The following is a 17,441-nucleotide window of genomic DNA, read 5'->3' on the forward strand; positions in this document are numbered from 1 at the left end:
GTTAATCCAACCATTCACTAAGATCGACTAGCGGAGCATCTGACCATAGTTTTTCCAGATTATAGAAACTTCGTTCTGGCGCATGGAAAACATGTACGATCAAATCTCCAAGATCGATCAATACCCATTTTCCGCCTTCTTTTCCTTCAATACGTTTTACTTCATATTTGTTTTCTTCTTCTTTATCAATGATTTCTTCTGTAATTGCGTTGATTTGACGTTCGCTATTTGCTGAACAGATCATGAAATAATCTGCCAACAAGGAAACATTTCGAACGTCTAAAGCGATAATGTCTTCTGCCCGTTTTGAATCTGCTGCTTCAACCGCAATTTTTAATTGTTCTTTACTATCTATGATGATTTCCTCCTAATATGAGCAGCTTATTTTTTTGCTACCCAGTAATTATATGTTTCGATTGTTTTTGGATAAATCTGTTGTTCTTGCGCAAGCAAATGGGCCAATGTATGTTTTGTTTCAAATGCTACAGCTTCGTCTAGATCAGCCCATGCAATGGCTCGTGCATCTTGTACCCCAGGAAAATCTCGACCTGGTTCAATATAGTCTGCTACATAAATGATTTTGTCAAGGAGACTCATCTTAGCAGCCCCAGTCGTATGCACCCGGATTGCATGAAGAATCTCTGCATCGGTGATTCCTAATTCCCGCTCTACAAACGAAGCGCCAACAAGACCATGCCAGATTGCATTATTATAATTCAATAACTCTGGATCAAAACCGTCTCTTACGATTACCATTTTGAACTCCTCATCTGGTCGTTCTTTTGCATAATCATGTGTCAATGCAGCAATACTAGCTTTTTCAGGAGAAGCACCGTATTTTTTGGCAAGAGCCACGGCTGTTTCTTCTACTCCAAGCACATGCTTGAAGCGTTGTTCGCTCATTCTCATCTGTATTTTTTGCATCAGGTTTTCTCTAGAATAAGCAGTATATTCATTACTATAGTCCATATTCATACAACCCTTCATTTTGAATATAATCAATTACTTTATCTGGAACAAGGTAGCGGATAGAACAGCCTTCTTTGATCTTTTGACGTATTTTCGTGGAACTGATGTCGATCTCAGGTACATCTACCCAAATTACAGGATATGGAGTATCCGTTGTGTATCCTGGTCGACGTATACCCACAAAGTTGACCATAGAAGTCAGCTCATCGATTTTATACCATTTTGGCAAATATTCTACCATATCCCCACCGATAATAAAGTAATAATCTGTATCCGGATTGTTTTGCGTCAATTCCTTCATAGTATCATAGGTGTAACTTTTCCCACCACGAGCTAATTCAATCGTTTCAATCTGCAAAAAAGGATTGTCTTCCACAGCTAATTCCAACATGTTGAGTCGATGTTTTGCATCAATCGTCTGTTTCTCATCAACATGAGGTGGCTGATAAGAAGGCATCAAAAATACGCGGTCAAGACCTAAATTCCGGCCAGCTTGTTCAGCCATCACTAAATGTGCAAGGTGAACGGGATTAAATGTTCCGCCCAAGATCCCTACTTGCTTTTTCTTCTCTAGGAATTGAGGCATTTCTTCAGGAAATAATTGTGAACGAACAAATGTCTTAGCTTGCGTATTCATCATGGTCACTCCTTATATTGCTTTTACTTCTTTTGATAGCCTTTGATACTTTTCTTTTGTGGAAGGTTTGTATAATACGATAACACGTCCAATGATTTGGACGATTTCGCAATCTATTTCTTTTTCTAATACTTGAGCTGCTTCTTCTGCAATCTCATCTGTATTTTGAAGTAACGATACTTTGATCAGTTCTCTTTTTTCTAAAGCTTCTTCAATTTGAACGATCATTGCTGAATTGATCCCACCTTTTCCGATTTGAAAAATCGGCTGAAGATGATGCGCTTGGCTACGTAAAAAACGCTTTTGTTTTCCTCTTAAACTCATAATTTTCCTTCTTCCTTAAATCAATGCTTTTCGCTTCAAGACATCTACACCCTTTGGCGCCCAGCCAGCAATTACTGCTGGTGCTGTTACGGTGATCCAGCCTAGACCGGCAAAAACGATGTCTGTTTTTTCTTTCACGGAAAATTCAAAACGAACAAGCTCGGGAAATTCCTCGACTTCATTAGGACGAGGCGGCTGCAATAACCCACCTACGTGTTTTTGATAAAATTCGTCTGCTTTTTCCAGTTTTGTTCGATGAATATTAACATCATTCGACACATAAGCAATAAATGAAGCACGATTGCCGCTGATAAAATCAAATCTTGCAAGCCCGCCCAAGAAAAGTGTTTGCCCTTCATTCAGCTGATAAACTTTAGGTTTGATTTCTTTTAACGGTGCAATGATCCGCAAATCTTTTTTACCTAAGTAGTGCGCCATTTGATGGCGATGGATAATTCCCGGTGTATCAATCAAAAAATGCCCGTCATCTAAAGGAATCTCGATTTTATCCAAGGTCGTTCCTGGAAACTGCGAAGTTGTGATTACATCTTGTACTCCCGCTGTATTTTTGATGATTTGATTGATAAGCGTCGATTTTCCGACATTTGTTACCCCGACGATATAGACATCCCGTCCATCGCGGTATTCTTCGATTTTTTCTAATAGTTCCGTCATCTCATGAGATTTCTTAGCACTAGTTAATAATACATCTACTGGACGAATTCCTGCTTCGTAAGCACGTTCCTTCATCCATTGTGTTAATTTAGTTTTTTTCAATGATTTAGGTAATATATCCACTTTGTTCCCAACTAAAAGTACTGGATTGTCACCGACAAAACGGTGTAGTCCTGGGATTAGTGAACCATTGAAGTCAAAAATATCCACCACATTGACGATCAATGCATCTTTTTGCCCTAATTCATTCAGTAAGCGCAAAAAGTCGTCATCCGTCAATGAGACATCTTGGATCTCATTATAATGGCGTAATCTGAAACAACGCTGACAATAGACTTCCCCGGAAGCTAAACCTTTTTCCAAAGCCGTTTGCGGCGTGTATCCTAATTCACCGGGTTTGTTTGTTTGTATAACGGCACCACAGCCGATACATTGTAATTCTTCTGTCATTCGATTCCACCTCGCCAGCCCATATCAGGGTGTTTTGCTAATAGATAGGCCATAATTCTTTTTTCCAAAAAACGATTAAATTGTGTCTTCCAACTATCTGTTGCGATAATGGGTTTTACAAGGATGCTACGTATCCCTGCACGATTGGCTCCACGTATATCAGTCATAATCTGATCGCCTACCATTACTATCTCATCATCTGCTAAATCCAATTGTTTCTTTGCTATGTTGATCCCTCTTGCTAAAGGTTTCATTGCTCGTGCAACATACAAAAGATCAAATTTTTCAATCGCTCGCGCGACACGTTTTGAATTATTGTTTGAAACAACAACAACAGGGATTCCTGCATTTTTCATTTCTAAAATCCAAGTAAGCAACTCTTCTGTTCCATCTGGATTATTCCATGCAATCAACGTATTGTCTAAATCGGTCAATACTGCTTTGATGCCTAGATTCTTTAATTGGGCAGGTGTAATCTGATAGATGGCTTCTACCATCCATGTTGGTTTGTAATTTGAAAACATGCTGTCTCCTCATCTGCAAAAAATGAAGGAGCACATAAAGTACTCCTCAACCCCGTATTATACTGCATATCAGCAAAAAAAACTACCTCTATACTCGTTCGTCTTTCAGAAAAAGCATTTCTTTACAAAATGACCAAAAATAAAGATTGATCACAGAAAAATTTAGAAACAAAAAACAACTAAGCGAGCAAGAACCATTCTTTACTCTTTGCTTAGTTGTTAAACACCTAATATTGGCGGAACCTCTTGTACCGTTTTTCCAGTAATTCATGCTGGTCGAATCGAACAAGTTCCGTCAATCTTTCAATCAACGCTTTTTTCATAATGTGTGCGACTTTATATCGTGGCAACTGCTCGCCGTTGAACGTTTCAGGAATAACTCGATCAACGATTCCTAACTCGCGTAGTTCTGGCGCAGTAATTTTCATCAACTCAGCTGCTTCTGCGGCGCGACTACCGTCTTTCCACAAAATCGACGCAAATCCTTCTGGAGAAAGCACAGCATAAATCGTTTCTTCCAGCATCCAGACTTCATCCGCTAAACCTAGAGCAAGGGCACCGCCACTTCCACCTTCACCAATGATGATGGCGATGATCGGTACCTTTAAATCAGACATTTCGAGCAGATTTCTGGCAATAGCTTCTCCTTCGCCGCGCTCTTCTGCTCCTACACCGCAATATGCACCTGCTGTATTGATCAATGTAATCACCGGTCTATTGAACTTTTCCGCTTGTTTCATCAGTCGTAAAGCTTTTCGATAGCCTTCAGGATGGGGAGAACCAAAATTTCTGCGGATATTTTCCTGCAGATCCCGTCCTTTTTGAATACCGATCACTGTTACCGGTTTGCCATCTAATCGAGCGATTCCACCAACAATCGCTTCGTCATCTGCAAATAAACGATCACCATGGCATTCCTCGAAAGAATCGAAGATCTCTTCAAAAAAATCCAAGCTTGTCCATCGTTCTTTAGCTCTTGCTAACTGAACGACATCATGTGCTGTCTTATCCACGATCTATCCATCCTTTCTGTGTATGCAATTCAAGAAGCGTATGGATTTTCTGCTTTAATTCCATGCGGGGAACAATCTGATCGACAAAACCATGAGACAATAAGAATTCAGCCTTTTGGAAATCTTCTGGAAGTTCCTGCTTGATCGTCTGTTCGATGACACGTCTTCCAGCAAAACCAATCAAGCTTTGGGGTTCTGCTAAAATGATATCACCTTCCATTGCAAAACTGGCAGTTACTCCTCCGGTCGTCGGGTCTGTCAAAACAGTTAGATAAAAAAGACCTTCATTACTATGCCGTTTGACAGCAGCAGAAATTTTTGCCATCTGCATCAGAGAAAAGATTCCTTCTTGCATCCGTGCACCACCTGAAGCTGTGAACAAGACGACTGGAAGTCTTTCCTTTGTTGCTCGTTCGAATAATCTGGTGATCTTTTCTCCGACAATCGTTCCCATACTTCCCATGATAAAATTAGGATCCATCACTCCAATAATGAAGGGAATCCCCTGAATGGTTGCTTTACCAGTGAGGACTGCTTCATGAAGTCCTGTTTTATCTTGCATCTTTTTAATTTTTTCCGTATATTCGGGAAATGCTAGCGGATCTTTGGTTACAAGATCCGTATCCCATTCTTCAAAACTTTTTTCATCAATAATCAAAGCTAGACGCTGCCATGCACCGATTCGAAAAGCGTATCCGCAATGAGGGCATACTTTTTCTTCACCGATGTCTTTCGTATAAAGGATATGTTTGCAATTTGGACACTTTGCCCACATGTTATCAGGAACAGATGGCGAGTTAGCAGGTTTGCTCTCTCTATTAGGATTGATCCGAATATATTTCTTTTTCTTAAACAGAGCCATCTATGCGCCTCCTATCTCCGTTTCTGGTGTCCAATTCGGTAAAAATTCTTCTTGTAAAAATGCTGTGCTGTAATCACCTGCTATGACTGCAGGATGACTAATCAAATCCATCTGAAATTCTGCGTTCGTGATGATTCCTTCTGTGATAAATTCACTTAAGGCTCGCTGCATCTTCATTAATGCTTCAAAACGCGTATTTCCATGGACGATTATTTTTGCAATCATTGAATCATAATATGGCGGGATCGTATATCCCGGGTAAACTGCACTGTCTACTCGCAGACCCATCCCACCTGCTGGAAGCAGTAAGTTTTGGATCTTCCCTGGAGAAGGAGCAAAATGGAAAGCAGGATTTTCTGCATTAATCCGGCATTCGATTGCGTGTCCTTGGAATACTACTTCTTCTTGACACACATTCAAAGGCTCGCCGGCTGCTATCTCCACCTGTTTTTTTACTAAATCGATTCCTGTGACCATTTCTGTTACTGGATGTTCCACTTGGATTCGAGTATTCATTTCCATGAAATAAAAATCGCCTTCTTCATCCATCAGAAACTCGATCGTTCCGGCATTTTCATAATTGACTGCTTTAGCTGCTCGAACAGCAGCGTCTCCTAGTGCTTCTCTTTTTGATTGTGAAATCACTACAGAAGGAGATTCTTCCAGTACTTTTTGATTATTACGTTGCAAAGAACAATCTCGTTCACCTAAATGAATAACATTGCCAAAATGATCACCTAAAATCTGAACTTCTATATGGCGAGCAGGATAAATGATTTTTTCCAAATACATATCATCATTTCCAAATGCCGCTGCTGCTTCTTGCTGAGCTGAAGAAAAATGCTGTGGGAGCTCTTCTTTTGATTGAACTTTCCGAATGCCTTTCCCGCCACCACCTGCAGCTGCTTTCAGCATCACTGGATAACCAATTCTGTCTGCTATTTCCAATGCTTCTTCTACTGTAGATAATACACCAGTACTTCCTGGAATGACTGGGACATTTGCTTCTTGCATCAATTGACGCGCATTGATCTTATTTCCCATTGCATCGATCGTTGCACTTTTAGGACCAATAAATGTGATATTGCACTCTTCACACATGGAGGCAAATCGGCTATTTTCAGATAAAAAACCAAATCCTGGATGAATTGCTTCGGCTTTTGTCACGATTGCAGCGCTCAGTACTTCCTGAACATTCAGATATGAATCAACGGCTTTTGCCGGGCCAATGCAGATTGCTTCATCTGCTAACTGTGTATGAAGTGCTTCGGCATCTGCTTCTGAATATATCGCTACGGTTTGGATCCCTAGTTCGCGGCATGCACGAATGATACGTACAGCGATTTCACCGCGGTTAGCTATCAATACTTTAGAAAACATATTTCACCTATCCAATCATAAAGGTTAATTCCGCTTCGGCTACTTTTTTACCGTCTACTTTAGCGATTCCTTTGCCTATTCCGGCTGAAGCTTTCACTTTCAATATCTCAACTTCAAGGTATAAGGTATCTCCCGGTGTAACTTTCTTACGGAATTTTGCTTTGTCCAATCCGCCGAAATAAGCCGTCTTTCCCTTGAATTGTTCAAGAGAAAGTAATGCAACTGCTCCTGCTTGAGCCATTGCTTCAACAATCAATACTCCTGGCATAACAGGTTCTTCTGGAAAATGTCCTTGAAAAAAGGGCTCATTGATCGTTACATTTTTCTTAGCAACGATCCGTTCTCCTTCAACCATTTCTTCCACTCGATCAATCAAAAGCATTGGATAACGATGTGGAATGATTTCTTTTATTTCTTGTATGTTCATTGATTTCCCTCTTTCCTGCTTTGCTTATTTTTGCTGGATCCTAAAGAGTGGCTGTCCATATTCAACAACTGACTCGTTTTCTACAAGGATTTCTGTGATTACTCCGTCGGCCTCACTAGTTATCTCATTCATTAGTTTCATCGCTTCAATAATGCAGATAACTTCTCCTTTGGCAACTTGATCACCTACTTTTTTGAAAGCTGGTTTGTCGGGCGCCGGTTGCAGATAAACGATTCCCACGATTGGCGAAACAACCTCGATTCCATCAAATACTGCCGATTCTTTTTCTTTCATTGTTTCTGGAGCAGTTGTTGCTTGTTCAGGTATGACATTGACTGGCTCCGAAACTGGCAACGTTTCGTTTGTTTGAACCATATTCATGCCTCGACTTGTTTTATTTTTATTCATATACAATTCAAATTGACCTTCACGCAAATCGAATTCCGTTAGCGAGGATTGATCAAATTGACTAACTAATTCTCTAATTTCATTGATATCCAAAATTATTCCTCCCAGCGTTTCATACAAAGAACCGCATTATGTCCGCCAAACCCTAATGAATTGCTCATTGCATAAGTAAAGCTTGCAGGTTTGCTTTCGTTTTTGACAACTGTCAAATCAATCTCAGGATCTTGTTTTTCTACATTGATTGTAGGTGGGATAAATTGATGTTCCAATGCCATCAGAGTGGCTAATGCTTCGATCCCGCCGGCTGCTCCCAATAAATGTCCAGTCATTGATTTCGTACTGCTGACATAAGTATCTCTGAAATTTTCACCTAGTGCGAGTTGGATTGCTTTTGCTTCTGCCTGGTCATTAGCTGGCGTACTCGTTCCGTGCGCATTGATATATCCAACTTGCTCCGGCTGTATACCAGCTTCTTCCATCGCAAGCTTCATTGCTTTAGACGCACCAGAACCATCTGGAGTAGGGGCTGTCATATGGTAAGCATCACAATTTGCACCGTATCCAACGATTTCTCCATAGATTTTGGCACCGCGAGCCTGTGCATGCTCTAAAGATTCAAGAACTAGAACACCTGCTCCTTCACCCATCACAAAACCATTTCGATTTTCATCAAACGGGATCGAACCACGATTAGGATCAGTTGATTCCGAAAGTGCAGTTAAAGCTGCAAATCCAGCAATCCCCATCTCACAAATCGTTGCTTCTGTTCCTCCAGCAAGAATGACATCTGAATAGCCATGTTTGATGTTACGGAATGCTTCACCGATTGAATTCGTTCCGCTAGCACAAGCTGTTACGATAGCTGTACAGATGCCTTTTGCGCCTACTCGTAAAGCAATATTTCCAGCTGCCATGTTGGCAATCGCCATTGGCACGAACATTGGAGAAACTCGTTTTGCGCCTTTTTCATGCAGACGGATAACTTGATTTTCGATTGTCGGAAGACCACCGATTCCTGATCCGATGATGACACCAAACCGGTCTTGATTCATTTTTTCTTTATCTAAACCGCTTATCTCCATTGCTTCTAAAGCAGCGTAGATCCCATAGATCGAAAACATATCCATTCGTTTGCTATCTTTTTTAATAAAATATTTATCGTAAGGGAAATCTTTGACTTCACCCGCTAAGGTGATCCCTGTTTCTGAAGCATCAAATTTAGTGATCGGTGCGATGCCATTCGTACCTTCTTTCAAGCTATTCAAAAAGCTGTCTGCGTCATTTCCAATAGGTGAAGTGACTCCATAGCCAGTAATTACCACTCGATTCATTTATTTGCTCTCCTTTTCTTATCCGTGCATGACCAATCCGCCATCGACATTGATGACTTGGCCGGTGATATATGGATTTTGTGCTAAGAAAACTGCTGTTTGTGCAACATCTTCTACTTGTCCGAAACGTTGCATTGGAATTTGCTTTTCCGCTTGCTCTTTGACTTTATCTGCTAAAACTTCCGTCATATCAGTTGTGATGAATCCTGGTGCAATGGCGTTGCATGTGATACCTCTAGTCGCAGCTTCTCGTGCAACCGATTTTGTCAATCCTACGACACCAGCTTTGCTAGCTGCATAATTTGCTTGTCCGATATTTCCAATCAATCCAGATACGCTAGAGAGATTGATGATGGCCCCTTCTCGCTGCTTCATCATTTTTTTCAAAACGTGCTGCGTCATATTGAAGGTACCGATCAAATTGATATCAAGACATTTTTTGAAATCTTCTGCATCCATCCGCATCACAAGTTTGTCATTTGTGATTCCGGCATTGTTTACTAAGATATGGATCGATCCAAGCTTTTCTTCTGCTTCTTTGATCATTTGTCCTACTTTCTCATAATTAGAGATATCGCCGGAAACTCCTACGCATTTTACACCGAATGCTTCAATTTCTTCTATCTTTTCTTTTGGAATCTCTCCGCGCCCATTCAAAATAATATTTGCTCCAGCGTTTGCAAAAGCTAAGGCCATCGCTTTGCCAATTCCTCTTGTGCTACCTGTGATAAATACATTTTTCCCTTTTACATCCATAACCTTCCTCCTTATAATTTTGCTATTGTTTCATCAAATGTCTGCTTATTTTCAACACGCAGAACTGGTATCGTTTTATCAATTTTTTTCATAAATCCGCTTAATACTTTTCCAGGACCGACTTCAATGACTTGCTCGATACCGATTGTTTTTAATTTATGGATACTCTCGTAGAAACGAACGGGTTGCATGACTTGCTGTTCGAGTAGTCCCGCAATCGTCTCTTTCTTCATTATTTCCGTTGTTGTGTTGCTGATGACTGGAAAAGAAGGGTCAGAAAATTGAATATGACTTAGATCCTTCGCCAGTTTTTTTGATGCTGGTGCTAAAATAGCTGTATGGAAAGGTCCACTGACATTTAGTGGGATCATCCTTTTGATTCCTTTTTCTTTTAAGAGCAAAACAGCTTCATCTACGGCTTTTTCTTCGCCACCAATCACGATCTGCTGAGGTGTATTGTAATTAGCAGGAGACACGATGCCGTACTTGCTTGCTTCATGACAGCTTTCCTCAATCGTCTCAATCGGCGCATTCATTACTGCGACCATTTTTCCGCTTCCAGCTGGGGCAGCTTCCGTCATATAAACGCCTCTCTTCGCTACTAGTGCAACGGCTTCAGTGAAGGATAACGCATCACTGGCTACTAATGCCGAATATTCTCCTAAACTCAGTCCTAAAGCTGCATCTGGGATGATTCCATGCTCCTTCAATAAGCGATAATACGCAATGCTGACTGTTAGAATAGCTGGCTGTGTGTATTGTGTCTGATCCAAACGTTCATTTTCTGAAAAGCAGAGTTCGGCCATATCGTAGCCGAGAATCTCACTTGCTTCATCAAATGTCTGCTTTACAACGGCTTCTTCATATAAATCTTTTCCCATACCTTGATATTGTGCACCTTGGCCACTAAATAAGAATGCTGTTTTCATGTTTTTCTCCAATATATCCAGAATATATGTTTGATTCTTCTTATTCAAAAAGGCCGAGACATCCCTATTTCAGGAAATGTCCCAGCCCCCAACCTAATTTTAATGATTATGCAGTTTGTTTTTCTACGTAAGTCACTAAATCTTGAACCGTTTTGATTCCGTCTTCTGTTTCGATTTTTACATCAAATTCATCTTCAATTTCATTGATGATTTGGAATAAATCCAAGCTGTCAGCTTCTAAGTCTTCTTGGATGTCAGTAGTCAATTTGATTTCTTCAGTTTCTTTTCCTAATTCTTCTGCAATGATTTCTTGAATTTTTTCGAATACCATAATAATATATTCCTCCGATATTGTTTGCTTTTTTATTTTTATAATTTAACAGTTTACAGCCCCATGAGAATACTTCCCCACGTTAAACCTCCGCCATAGCCTGTAAATATTACTTTCTGTTGTTTTCCCAAGGTGATCTTTCCGCTAGAAACTGCTTCATCCAATAAAATAGGGATACTTGCAGCAGAGGTATTCCCGTACTTATCCATATTGGTCAGGAATTTTTCTTGCGGCATCTTTACTTTTCGGGCGATTTTCTCAATGATCCTGAGATTTGCCTGATGCAAAAGCAGATAATCAACTGGCGTGTCTTTCATGACTTCTTGGATATTGTTTGCAACATCTCGAACAGCGAAATCAAAAATATCTCTGCCGGTCATTCGCAAATAATACGAACCTTCTGAATCTTCTGAATAGAACGGGTTTTTATTTTGCTGGTAGCCAGCAGTCAGTGAGGTACTTCTGGTACCATCAGTTGCTAATTTTTCTTTCAGCAATTTTTTTTGTGGGTTTGCTTCTAAGAGAACCCCGCCTGCTCCATCACCAAATAATACAGCAGTCGTGCGATCAGACCAATCGATTAGCTTAGACAGTGTTTCACCACCAATTACCAATCCTTTAGTTGAGCCGCAGCGGATCATTTTTTCAGCCATGCTTAACGCATAAACAAATCCTGAGCATGCCGCGCTGATATCGAAAGCAATAGCATTAGCTGCTCCCAATTTTCCTTGCACTTGTGCTGCTACAGATGGTGTCGAGTAATCGGGCGACATTGTTGCTACTAAGATAAAATCCAAATCTTTAGGGTTCAGATTTTTTTGTTGCATCATTTTTTCCGCCACTAAGAGGCATAAATCAGATGTCTCCTGATTTGTTACACATCTTCGTTCACGAATACCCGTCCTTGATGAAATCCATTCATCCGAGGTATCCATCATCTTGGAAAGATCATTATTCGTAATGATCTTTTCAGGAAGGACGCTGGCTGTTGCAGTAATCATTCCAAATTGTTCCATTAAATATCCTCACTTATAGTCTTGCAAGAAGTCATGCAAGTTTTTCAGTGCATCCAGCAAGGCATGCTGTTCTTCCGTAGCCATTCCTTCTAAGATGTTCTTGACCATTTCACGATGAAAATGCTGATGGACCCGAAACAGTAACTTTCCTTTTTTCGTTAGTCCCAACTTTACAACACGACGGTCATCTTCACTGCGGATACGTTCGACATAGCCTTTTTTTACTAACTTGTTAATAGCAGTGGTCAAGGTCCCAACAGTAATTGATAGTTCTTTGGCTACTTCTGAAGTTGTTTTTTTCTTGTACATCCCGATTGCCTCGATCGTGTGCATCTCTGTGATTGACAGATCTTTGAATTGAGATTTTTTCAACTCAGATTCTTCGATTGTCAAAATATCATTGAAGACACTAACAAGATAATCATTTACTGTTTTTAAATCTGGTTCCATGTTCCACCGTCCACTAATTAGTTTGATTATCAAATCTTTTGATGTTCAAACTATATCTTAACTTTTTTCAAAATGCAACCGTAAAAGTTCATTTTTTTGTTATATGAGTTTATTTTAAGATTTTACTCATTTGAAAAAACTGATAAATCAGCATTTTTTATTTATTTTATTAGAAAAACTATTGCACCGACATATTTTGATTATCAAAGTATTTCTTGTTGATAGAATGTTCCAATTACCTAAAACTTGTCCATTATTTTAAAATTTGTTATAGTCTTTTTATTCAAAGCGTGAAAGGAGACCCTATGTTAAAAGAAAAAATAAAAAATCTCCCCATGCTGCCGGGTGTCTATCTTATGAAAAACCAAGAAGGGATGGTCATCTATGTTGGTAAAGCAAAACGGCTCAAAAATAGAGTAAGCAGCTATTTTCATCAGAATAAGCAGCATTCAAAAAAAGTATTACGTATGATTCATCATATAACAGATTTTGATTTTGTCGTAGTAGATACAGAATTAGATGCTTTGTTGCTTGAGTGTCAACTGATCCAACATTACCGTCCTTTTTATAACCGACAAATGAATTATTTCAGTAACTACAATTATGTACATATTTCCAATAAGGGATTTGTATTAACAGATACTCCTACGGCTCGAACATACGGGCCTTTTCGTCTCTATAAAAAAATGCCGTCTATTTTGCGTATAATGGAAGAAACGTATCAAATGCCTTGGTTGTCTGAAATCAGCTTATTAGCTTTGCGAGTCCAGCTTCCTGACTTACAGGAAATGACTTTTGAACAGAAAAAGAAGGAGATCCAAGGATTGTTTCAGGGTCGCAATAAAAAGCTACTGACTTACTTGAAAAAGAGACAACAACATTTCATCTATCAGCTGAATTTCGAAAAAGCTGGCATGCTTCAAAAAGATATCGAATTAGTTACTTATTTCATCAGACGGATCCAAGAACAAAAGCAGTTTTTAAGAACACCATCCCTCACATTCAGCATGCCACTGGCAGCGGACGATAGTCAGAAAAAGCACTACCTTATTTGTTACGGACAGCTTGCAGAAACAATGATTACTTCTGGGAACAATCCACCTGACTTTTATTATGAAAAAAAAGAAGCTCATTTATCTTTGAAACGCCAATTATCAAAAGAAGAAATCGATCCTGTACAAATTTTGATTAGTTACCGCAAAAAATTAGAAAAGGAACAGATTGAAATGGAGCAATTAAATAAAAAAGAAGCTGAAAAGCAACTAAATTAGCTGCTTCTCGGCTTCTTTTAGCCATCTTCAACTTCAAATGTCAATTATCCTAAAATTTATTGGATTAAATCATAGATTTCCATCGCTACGATATCGATATTATCGAATTCGTATTGCTGATGAGTATCTGTTTCAGTTAATTCAAATGTATCGGTCGCTTTATCATAAGTTACTGTACACTTTTCTACGCCTTCTTTTTCAAAACGGCGAACTTGCAGTTCATTATCTGCTGACTCGACCATAGCCTCCAGTCGTTTTATGATTGCGACTAATTGTGAATGTGTCATCGGAGGTCCTCCTTTTCTTATTTCTGTTATATTGTATCAAAAACATAGCCTACTTGCATTGATTTTCTCTAAAAAAACTCGTTTTTTATGATTTTTTTTCTGGTATTTTCCCTTCAGGCCACCAAAGTTTGATCAACGCTTGAGTTCCGTCATTCTCAAAACCTTTATCTGCCAACTCTTCGTATAGTTTCAACGCTTGGATGGTTGCTGGCAAGACAAGGTTCATTTTTTCTGCTTCTTCTAATGCAATCTTTAAATCTTTGATAAAATGTTTGACAAAAAAACCAGGCGTGTAATCTTCTTTCAAGATACGTGGGGAATAATTACTTAAAGACCAGTTAGCTGCACTTCCGCCTGAAAGTGTCTCAATCACTTTCTCTAAAGCGAGACCGTTTTTTTGTGCATAGACAAGCATTTCCGTCATTCCTGTCATCGTGCCTGCAATCATGATTTGATTGGCCATTTTCGTATGCTGACCTTTCCCAGCAGAGCCATACAATGTAAATGTCGTACCAAATTCCTTGAATAAAGGAAGTACTTGATCATAGACCGATTCTTCTCCGCCCACCATGATCGTCAGTGTGCCATTCTTTGCTCCTAAGTCACCGCCTGACACCGGTGCATCTAATGCATCTGCACCTTTTTCTTTTGCTGTTTTTGCAATTTTTTCTGCCAGAGTTGGTGTACTTGTAGTCAAATCAACTAAAATACGTCCTGAGACATCTGCAGAAAAAATCCCCGATTCTCCATAGTAGATTTCTTCTACATCTTTAGGATAACCTACCATTGTAAACAGAATATTACTTTGTTCTGCTACAGCCTTTGGTGTATCCGCCCAGACAGCTCCTTCTGTTACTAAAGGATCAGCTTTTGCTTTTGTCCGATTATAAACAGCGACTTCGTGACCTGCTTCTAGTAGATGGCGTACAACAGCACTTCCCATAACGCCTGTTCCGATAAAACCTAGTTTCATTCTTTCGACCTCCTAAAAATCAAAAATCCTTGCTTCTATGCTAGTATACGCTAGAAACAAGGATTTTTTTATAAAAAATGTTTGAATTTTATCTTTTAAATGAATTTAATTTGATTTTGATTCGTTCAATCGAAGCTTCTTCTTCTTTTCTTCGCATCTCTTCTTCATGGTAAACAACCATATCTTGATAAAATTCGATCATTGCTTCGCCGAAATGAGTAGACGAAATGTCATAAAGTTTGGCTTCTAAAACCTTTGGATTTCTAGGGACTTCACTGGAAATATAATCAATAAGTGCGGGTGCAAAGTCTTCGTCGGTTTCAAAAGTTTTCCCTAATGAAGGATGATCGAACAATCGGTTCAAATAAGCATTTCCTTCTACGACACAAGGCGTGCCGGCTGCCATCGCTTCGGTATAAGTAAGCCCCTGTGTCTCTGAAGTAGAAGCACTGACAAAATAATCTGCCGCTTTATAATAAAGGGCTACATCATTGTTATCCACTTCTCCTGTAAACTGCACAAATTCTTCTAACTGCAGTTCGGAAATCAATTCCTCTAACTCTTCTACATAAGGACCTTTTCCTACAATAACTAATCTGGCATTAGGGTAAGCCGAGATAACCTGAGGAAATCCATTAACCAATGCTTGGATATTTTTCTCATAAGAAATCCTGCTTAAAGAAAGAATCATCAGATGATTTTCCTGAAGTCCTAATGACTCCCTTAACTTGTTGATATCCTCCTGAGTGATATCAGAACGTTTGAACTTCTCAATGTCGATACCAGTAGGAATCACACGAAGTGGTGCTACTACACCATAGCTACGTAATGTATCAATAACACGTTCACTTGGACAGACTACACCTGTCGTATGATTAGCAAATAATCTGGATAAGTATTTTACATGGGATTGCCTGATCACTTTTCCTTTACCGATATAATGAAGGTAATCTTCATACATCGTATGGTAAGTATGGATCAGGGGTATTTTCAACTTCTTAGCTACCATCTTCCCGAGTATTCCTGCTCCGAATTCTGTATGGGTATGGATCAGATCTAATTCTAGTTCTTTGGCAACCAAATAAGCATACCACATGCCTCTAACAACAACTCTTCGATCCTTGAAAGAAATAAACGGTACACTTGGCATTCGAATCACATCTTTTTCCAACTTGTCCGCATTAGGATCGGTTGTCGTAAAGATATAGACTTCATGCCCATGTTTTTCTAATTCTTGTTTTAATGTTTTGATCGATGTAGCCACTCCGCTGACTTGCGGAAAGTAGGTATCGGTAAAAAAGCCGATTTTCATGTTTTTCGCCTCCAAACTAGTCCTTTGTCTGATGTACTTTTTTTAATTTGCTAGAGACTTTTTCATTCAGCACACTTTCATATACGTTTTTAAGTTCTTCACCGATTTTATTGATACTTCGTTCTTTTGCTGTTTGATAACCGGCTTGTGTCAAACTCGGTAGCTCTTCATTGGTAATCTGTTGAATCAGTTGGATAAACGCTTCGTTTGTCTTCCCCATATAGCAGTTCTTGCTATCTTCTAACCAGCCATTATACACTGGAATATCTCGAACAAGTACGTTTTGTTTGCTTGCTAAAGCTTCTAAAACAACGATCCCTTCTGTCTCTTCATAAGAAGGGAAAAAGAATAGGTCTGCACCTGAATACGCACCTTCTATGATCTCTCCACGAATGTATCCAGGAAACAGGACATTTTCAGGATGATCTTCTTTTACAATTTTCCGGATGTTCCGAGGAATCGAGTACATGGGAACATGGCCAAACCAAATAAATGTGTATTCGGGCATCTTCTTAGCAATTTCTACGAAATCAATGATTCCTTTACGTTCGAAAAACAAACCGACACAAATGATTACTTTTTGATCCGGAGACAGTTTGAAATATTCTCTGAACTTTTGTTCTTTCATTGGATCAGGGCGATATTTCTCTAAGTCGATCCCATTGGAAATAGCTTGAATCGGCACACGGATACCATAGCTTTCCAACAACTGTTTTGAATAAGGTGTTGGCGTGATCAGATAGTCCGCTTTTTGGTACAATCCTACCAGATATTTTTTTACGATAGGAGAAAGCTGGTTCGATCCGATAAAGGAATTTCGGAAATCTTCCTCTGTAGAATGCGCATGATAGACAACTTTTTTTCCTTCTCTTCTGGCTTTATTGACCATGTTATGACTATTGATTCCGTATGTATTGATGTGCAGGATGTCATAATCTTCTTTTTCATCTAGTGTATAAGAGATACCGACTTCCGTCAGAGCACGTTTTTGATGATCAAGCGCACGCCCGATTCCAGATTTTGCAAGCATCTTTTCACTTTCAAAATATAATAATACCTTCACCTTACGTCCCCCTTCACTTATATAGTATAACATAGCCTACAAACTGTCACTCA

22 protein-coding genes are annotated in these 17,441 nt (G+C 39.4%); 1 reads left to right on the top strand and 21 read right to left on the bottom strand.

Annotated elements, in window-relative coordinates; genetic code table 11:
* Nucleotide 1 precedes the first annotated feature (1 nt).
* The 17 genes from rsfS to fabT form a co-directional block, all read right to left on the bottom strand.
* Entirely contained in the window at nucleotides 2-361 is a 360-nt protein-coding gene (gene rsfS, locus QK255_RS08790; protein ID WP_370531476.1) for a ribosome silencing factor, read from the bottom strand.
* Nucleotides 362-381: 20 nt separating this feature from the next.
* A complete protein-coding gene (yqeK, locus tag QK255_RS08795) occupies nucleotides 382-975 on the bottom strand; it encodes a bis(5'-nucleosyl)-tetraphosphatase (symmetrical) YqeK (protein ID WP_002287635.1) in 594 nt (197 codons plus the stop codon).
* Entirely contained in the window at nucleotides 959-1,609 is a 651-nt protein-coding gene (locus QK255_RS08800) for a nicotinate-nucleotide adenylyltransferase (RefSeq protein WP_002287632.1), read from the bottom strand. Before QK255_RS08800 ends, yqeK begins: the two co-directional genes overlap by 17 nt.
* Nucleotides 1,610-1,618: 9 nt before the next feature.
* Entirely contained in the window at nucleotides 1,619-1,930 is a 312-nt protein-coding gene (gene yhbY, locus QK255_RS08805; RefSeq protein ID WP_002290852.1) for a ribosome assembly RNA-binding protein YhbY, read from the bottom strand.
* 15 nt (nucleotides 1,931-1,945) lie between these two features.
* Nucleotides 1,946-3,055, bottom strand: a complete 1,110-nt coding sequence (gene yqeH / locus QK255_RS08810) for a ribosome biogenesis GTPase YqeH (RefSeq protein ID WP_002290850.1) — start codon at nucleotides 3,053-3,055, stop codon at nucleotides 1,946-1,948.
* Complete coding sequence (locus tag QK255_RS08815) at nucleotides 3,052-3,579, bottom strand: YqeG family HAD IIIA-type phosphatase (protein ID WP_002290848.1); 528 nt, start codon at nucleotides 3,577-3,579, stop codon at nucleotides 3,052-3,054. Before QK255_RS08815 ends, yqeH begins: the two co-directional genes overlap by 4 nt.
* A gap of 227 nt (nucleotides 3,580-3,806) precedes the next feature.
* Nucleotides 3,807-4,592 (bottom strand): acetyl-CoA carboxylase carboxyl transferase subunit alpha, encoded by a 786-nt coding sequence (locus QK255_RS08820; protein ID WP_002290847.1) that lies wholly within the window; start codon nucleotides 4,590-4,592, stop codon nucleotides 3,807-3,809.
* Nucleotides 4,585-5,454, bottom strand: coding sequence for an acetyl-CoA carboxylase, carboxyltransferase subunit beta (accD, locus tag QK255_RS08825; protein WP_002290846.1), 870 nt, complete (start codon nucleotides 5,452-5,454; stop codon nucleotides 4,585-4,587). Before accD ends, QK255_RS08820 begins: the two co-directional genes overlap by 8 nt.
* Nucleotides 5,455-6,834, bottom strand: a complete 1,380-nt coding sequence (locus tag QK255_RS08830) for an acetyl-CoA carboxylase biotin carboxylase subunit (RefSeq protein WP_002290845.1) — start codon at nucleotides 6,832-6,834, stop codon at nucleotides 5,455-5,457.
* Nucleotides 6,835-6,841: 7 nt separating this feature from the next.
* Complete coding sequence (gene fabZ / locus QK255_RS08835; protein WP_002287621.1) at nucleotides 6,842-7,261, bottom strand: 3-hydroxyacyl-ACP dehydratase FabZ; 420 nt, start codon at nucleotides 7,259-7,261, stop codon at nucleotides 6,842-6,844.
* Nucleotides 7,262-7,285: 24 nt separating this feature from the next.
* Entirely contained in the window at nucleotides 7,286-7,762 is a 477-nt protein-coding gene (gene accB / locus QK255_RS08840; protein WP_002290844.1) for an acetyl-CoA carboxylase biotin carboxyl carrier protein, read from the bottom strand.
* A 2-nt stretch (nucleotides 7,763-7,764) separates the two neighbouring features.
* On the bottom strand, nucleotides 7,765-9,000 hold the full coding sequence (gene fabF, locus QK255_RS08845) for a beta-ketoacyl-ACP synthase II (RefSeq protein WP_002290843.1): 1,236 nt from the start codon (nucleotides 8,998-9,000) through the stop codon (nucleotides 7,765-7,767).
* Between the two features lie 18 nt (nucleotides 9,001-9,018).
* A complete protein-coding gene (gene fabG / locus QK255_RS08850) occupies nucleotides 9,019-9,756 on the bottom strand; it encodes a 3-oxoacyl-[acyl-carrier-protein] reductase (RefSeq protein WP_002290842.1) in 738 nt (245 codons plus the stop codon).
* Nucleotides 9,757-9,767: 11 nt separating this feature from the next.
* A complete protein-coding gene (gene fabD, locus QK255_RS08855; RefSeq protein WP_002290841.1) occupies nucleotides 9,768-10,685 on the bottom strand; it encodes an ACP S-malonyltransferase in 918 nt (305 codons plus the stop codon).
* Nucleotides 10,686-10,791: 106 nt separating this feature from the next.
* On the bottom strand, nucleotides 10,792-11,016 hold the full coding sequence (locus QK255_RS08860) for an acyl carrier protein (RefSeq protein ID WP_002287614.1): 225 nt from the start codon (nucleotides 11,014-11,016) through the stop codon (nucleotides 10,792-10,794).
* A 53-nt stretch (nucleotides 11,017-11,069) separates the two neighbouring features.
* A complete protein-coding gene (locus tag QK255_RS08865; protein WP_002290840.1) occupies nucleotides 11,070-12,032 on the bottom strand; it encodes a beta-ketoacyl-ACP synthase III in 963 nt (320 codons plus the stop codon).
* 9 nt (nucleotides 12,033-12,041) lie between these two features.
* Nucleotides 12,042-12,482, bottom strand: a complete 441-nt coding sequence (gene fabT, locus QK255_RS08870) for a fatty acid biosynthesis transcriptional regulator FabT (protein ID WP_002310362.1) — start codon at nucleotides 12,480-12,482, stop codon at nucleotides 12,042-12,044.
* 305 nt (nucleotides 12,483-12,787) lie between these two features.
* Between fabT and QK255_RS08875 the strand changes: the two genes are divergently transcribed.
* Nucleotides 12,788-13,753: a GIY-YIG nuclease family protein gene (locus QK255_RS08875; RefSeq protein ID WP_002290834.1), complete on the top strand. Its 966-nt coding sequence runs from the start codon at nucleotides 12,788-12,790 to the stop codon at nucleotides 13,751-13,753.
* A 56-nt stretch (nucleotides 13,754-13,809) separates the two neighbouring features.
* Here the strand turns inward: QK255_RS08875 and QK255_RS08880 are convergent, their stop codons facing one another.
* The 4 genes from QK255_RS08880 to QK255_RS08895 all read right to left on the bottom strand — a co-directional run bounded on the left by QK255_RS08880 (nucleotide 13,810) and on the right by QK255_RS08895 (nucleotide 17,388).
* Complete coding sequence (locus QK255_RS08880; protein ID WP_002287607.1) at nucleotides 13,810-14,040, bottom strand: YkuJ family protein; 231 nt, start codon at nucleotides 14,038-14,040, stop codon at nucleotides 13,810-13,812.
* Between the two features lie 85 nt (nucleotides 14,041-14,125).
* On the bottom strand, nucleotides 14,126-15,013 hold the full coding sequence (locus QK255_RS08885; RefSeq protein WP_002290832.1) for an NAD(P)-dependent oxidoreductase: 888 nt from the start codon (nucleotides 15,011-15,013) through the stop codon (nucleotides 14,126-14,128).
* Nucleotides 15,014-15,101: 88 nt separating this feature from the next.
* Nucleotides 15,102-16,325, bottom strand: coding sequence for a glycosyltransferase family 4 protein (locus tag QK255_RS08890; RefSeq protein WP_002290830.1), 1,224 nt, complete (start codon nucleotides 16,323-16,325; stop codon nucleotides 15,102-15,104).
* 16 nt (nucleotides 16,326-16,341) lie between these two features.
* Complete coding sequence (locus QK255_RS08895; protein ID WP_002290828.1) at nucleotides 16,342-17,388, bottom strand: LTA glycolipid anchor biosynthesis glycosyltransferase, IagA/BgsA family; 1,047 nt, start codon at nucleotides 17,386-17,388, stop codon at nucleotides 16,342-16,344.
* Between the last annotated feature and the right edge of the window lie 53 nt (nucleotides 17,389-17,441).

The sequence above is a fragment of the Enterococcus sp. ZQ21 genome (assembly GCF_030053755.1).
GTDB lineage: Bacteria > Bacillota > Bacilli > Lactobacillales > Enterococcaceae > Enterococcus_B > Enterococcus_B lactis.

Bases quoted from the DNA above. Each gene is read 5' to 3' on its own strand.
- yqeK (WP_002287635.1), bottom strand. From the start codon at position 975: ATGAATATGGACTATAGTAATGAATATACTGCTTATTCTAGAGAAAAC.
- QK255_RS08800 (WP_002287632.1), bottom strand. From the start codon at position 1,609: ATGATGAATACGCAAGCTAAGACATTTGTTCGTTCACAATTATTTCCT.
- yhbY (WP_002290852.1), bottom strand. From the start codon at position 1,930: ATGAGTTTAAGAGGAAAACAAAAGCGTTTTTTACGTAGCCAAGCGCAT.
- yqeH (WP_002290850.1), bottom strand. From the start codon at position 3,055: ATGACAGAAGAATTACAATGTATCGGCTGTGGTGCCGTTATACAAACA.
- QK255_RS08815 (WP_002290848.1), bottom strand. From the start codon at position 3,579: ATGTTTTCAAATTACAAACCAACATGGATGGTAGAAGCCATCTATCAG.
- accD (WP_002290846.1), bottom strand. From the start codon at position 5,454: ATGGCTCTGTTTAAGAAAAAGAAATATATTCGGATCAATCCTAATAGA.
- QK255_RS08830 (WP_002290845.1), bottom strand. From the start codon at position 6,834: ATGTTTTCTAAAGTATTGATAGCTAACCGCGGTGAAATCGCTGTACGT.
- fabZ (WP_002287621.1), bottom strand. From the start codon at position 7,261: ATGAACATACAAGAAATAAAAGAAATCATTCCACATCGTTATCCAATG.
- fabF (WP_002290843.1), bottom strand. From the start codon at position 9,000: ATGAATCGAGTGGTAATTACTGGCTATGGAGTCACTTCACCTATTGGA.
- fabG (WP_002290842.1), bottom strand. From the start codon at position 9,756: ATGGATGTAAAAGGGAAAAATGTATTTATCACAGGTAGCACAAGAGGA.
- fabD (WP_002290841.1), bottom strand. From the start codon at position 10,685: ATGAAAACAGCATTCTTATTTAGTGGCCAAGGTGCACAATATCAAGGT.
- QK255_RS08860 (WP_002287614.1), bottom strand. From the start codon at position 11,016: ATGGTATTCGAAAAAATTCAAGAAATCATTGCAGAAGAATTAGGAAAA.
- QK255_RS08865 (WP_002290840.1), bottom strand. From the start codon at position 12,032: ATGGAACAATTTGGAATGATTACTGCAACAGCCAGCGTCCTTCCTGAA.
- fabT (WP_002310362.1), bottom strand. From the start codon at position 12,482: ATGGAACCAGATTTAAAAACAGTAAATGATTATCTTGTTAGTGTCTTC.
- QK255_RS08875 (WP_002290834.1), top strand. From the start codon at position 12,788: ATGTTAAAAGAAAAAATAAAAAATCTCCCCATGCTGCCGGGTGTCTAT.
- QK255_RS08880 (WP_002287607.1), bottom strand. From the start codon at position 14,040: ATGACACATTCACAATTAGTCGCAATCATAAAACGACTGGAGGCTATG.
- QK255_RS08885 (WP_002290832.1), bottom strand. From the start codon at position 15,013: ATGAAACTAGGTTTTATCGGAACAGGCGTTATGGGAAGTGCTGTTGTA.
- QK255_RS08890 (WP_002290830.1), bottom strand. From the start codon at position 16,325: ATGAAAATCGGCTTTTTTACCGATACCTACTTTCCGCAAGTCAGCGGA.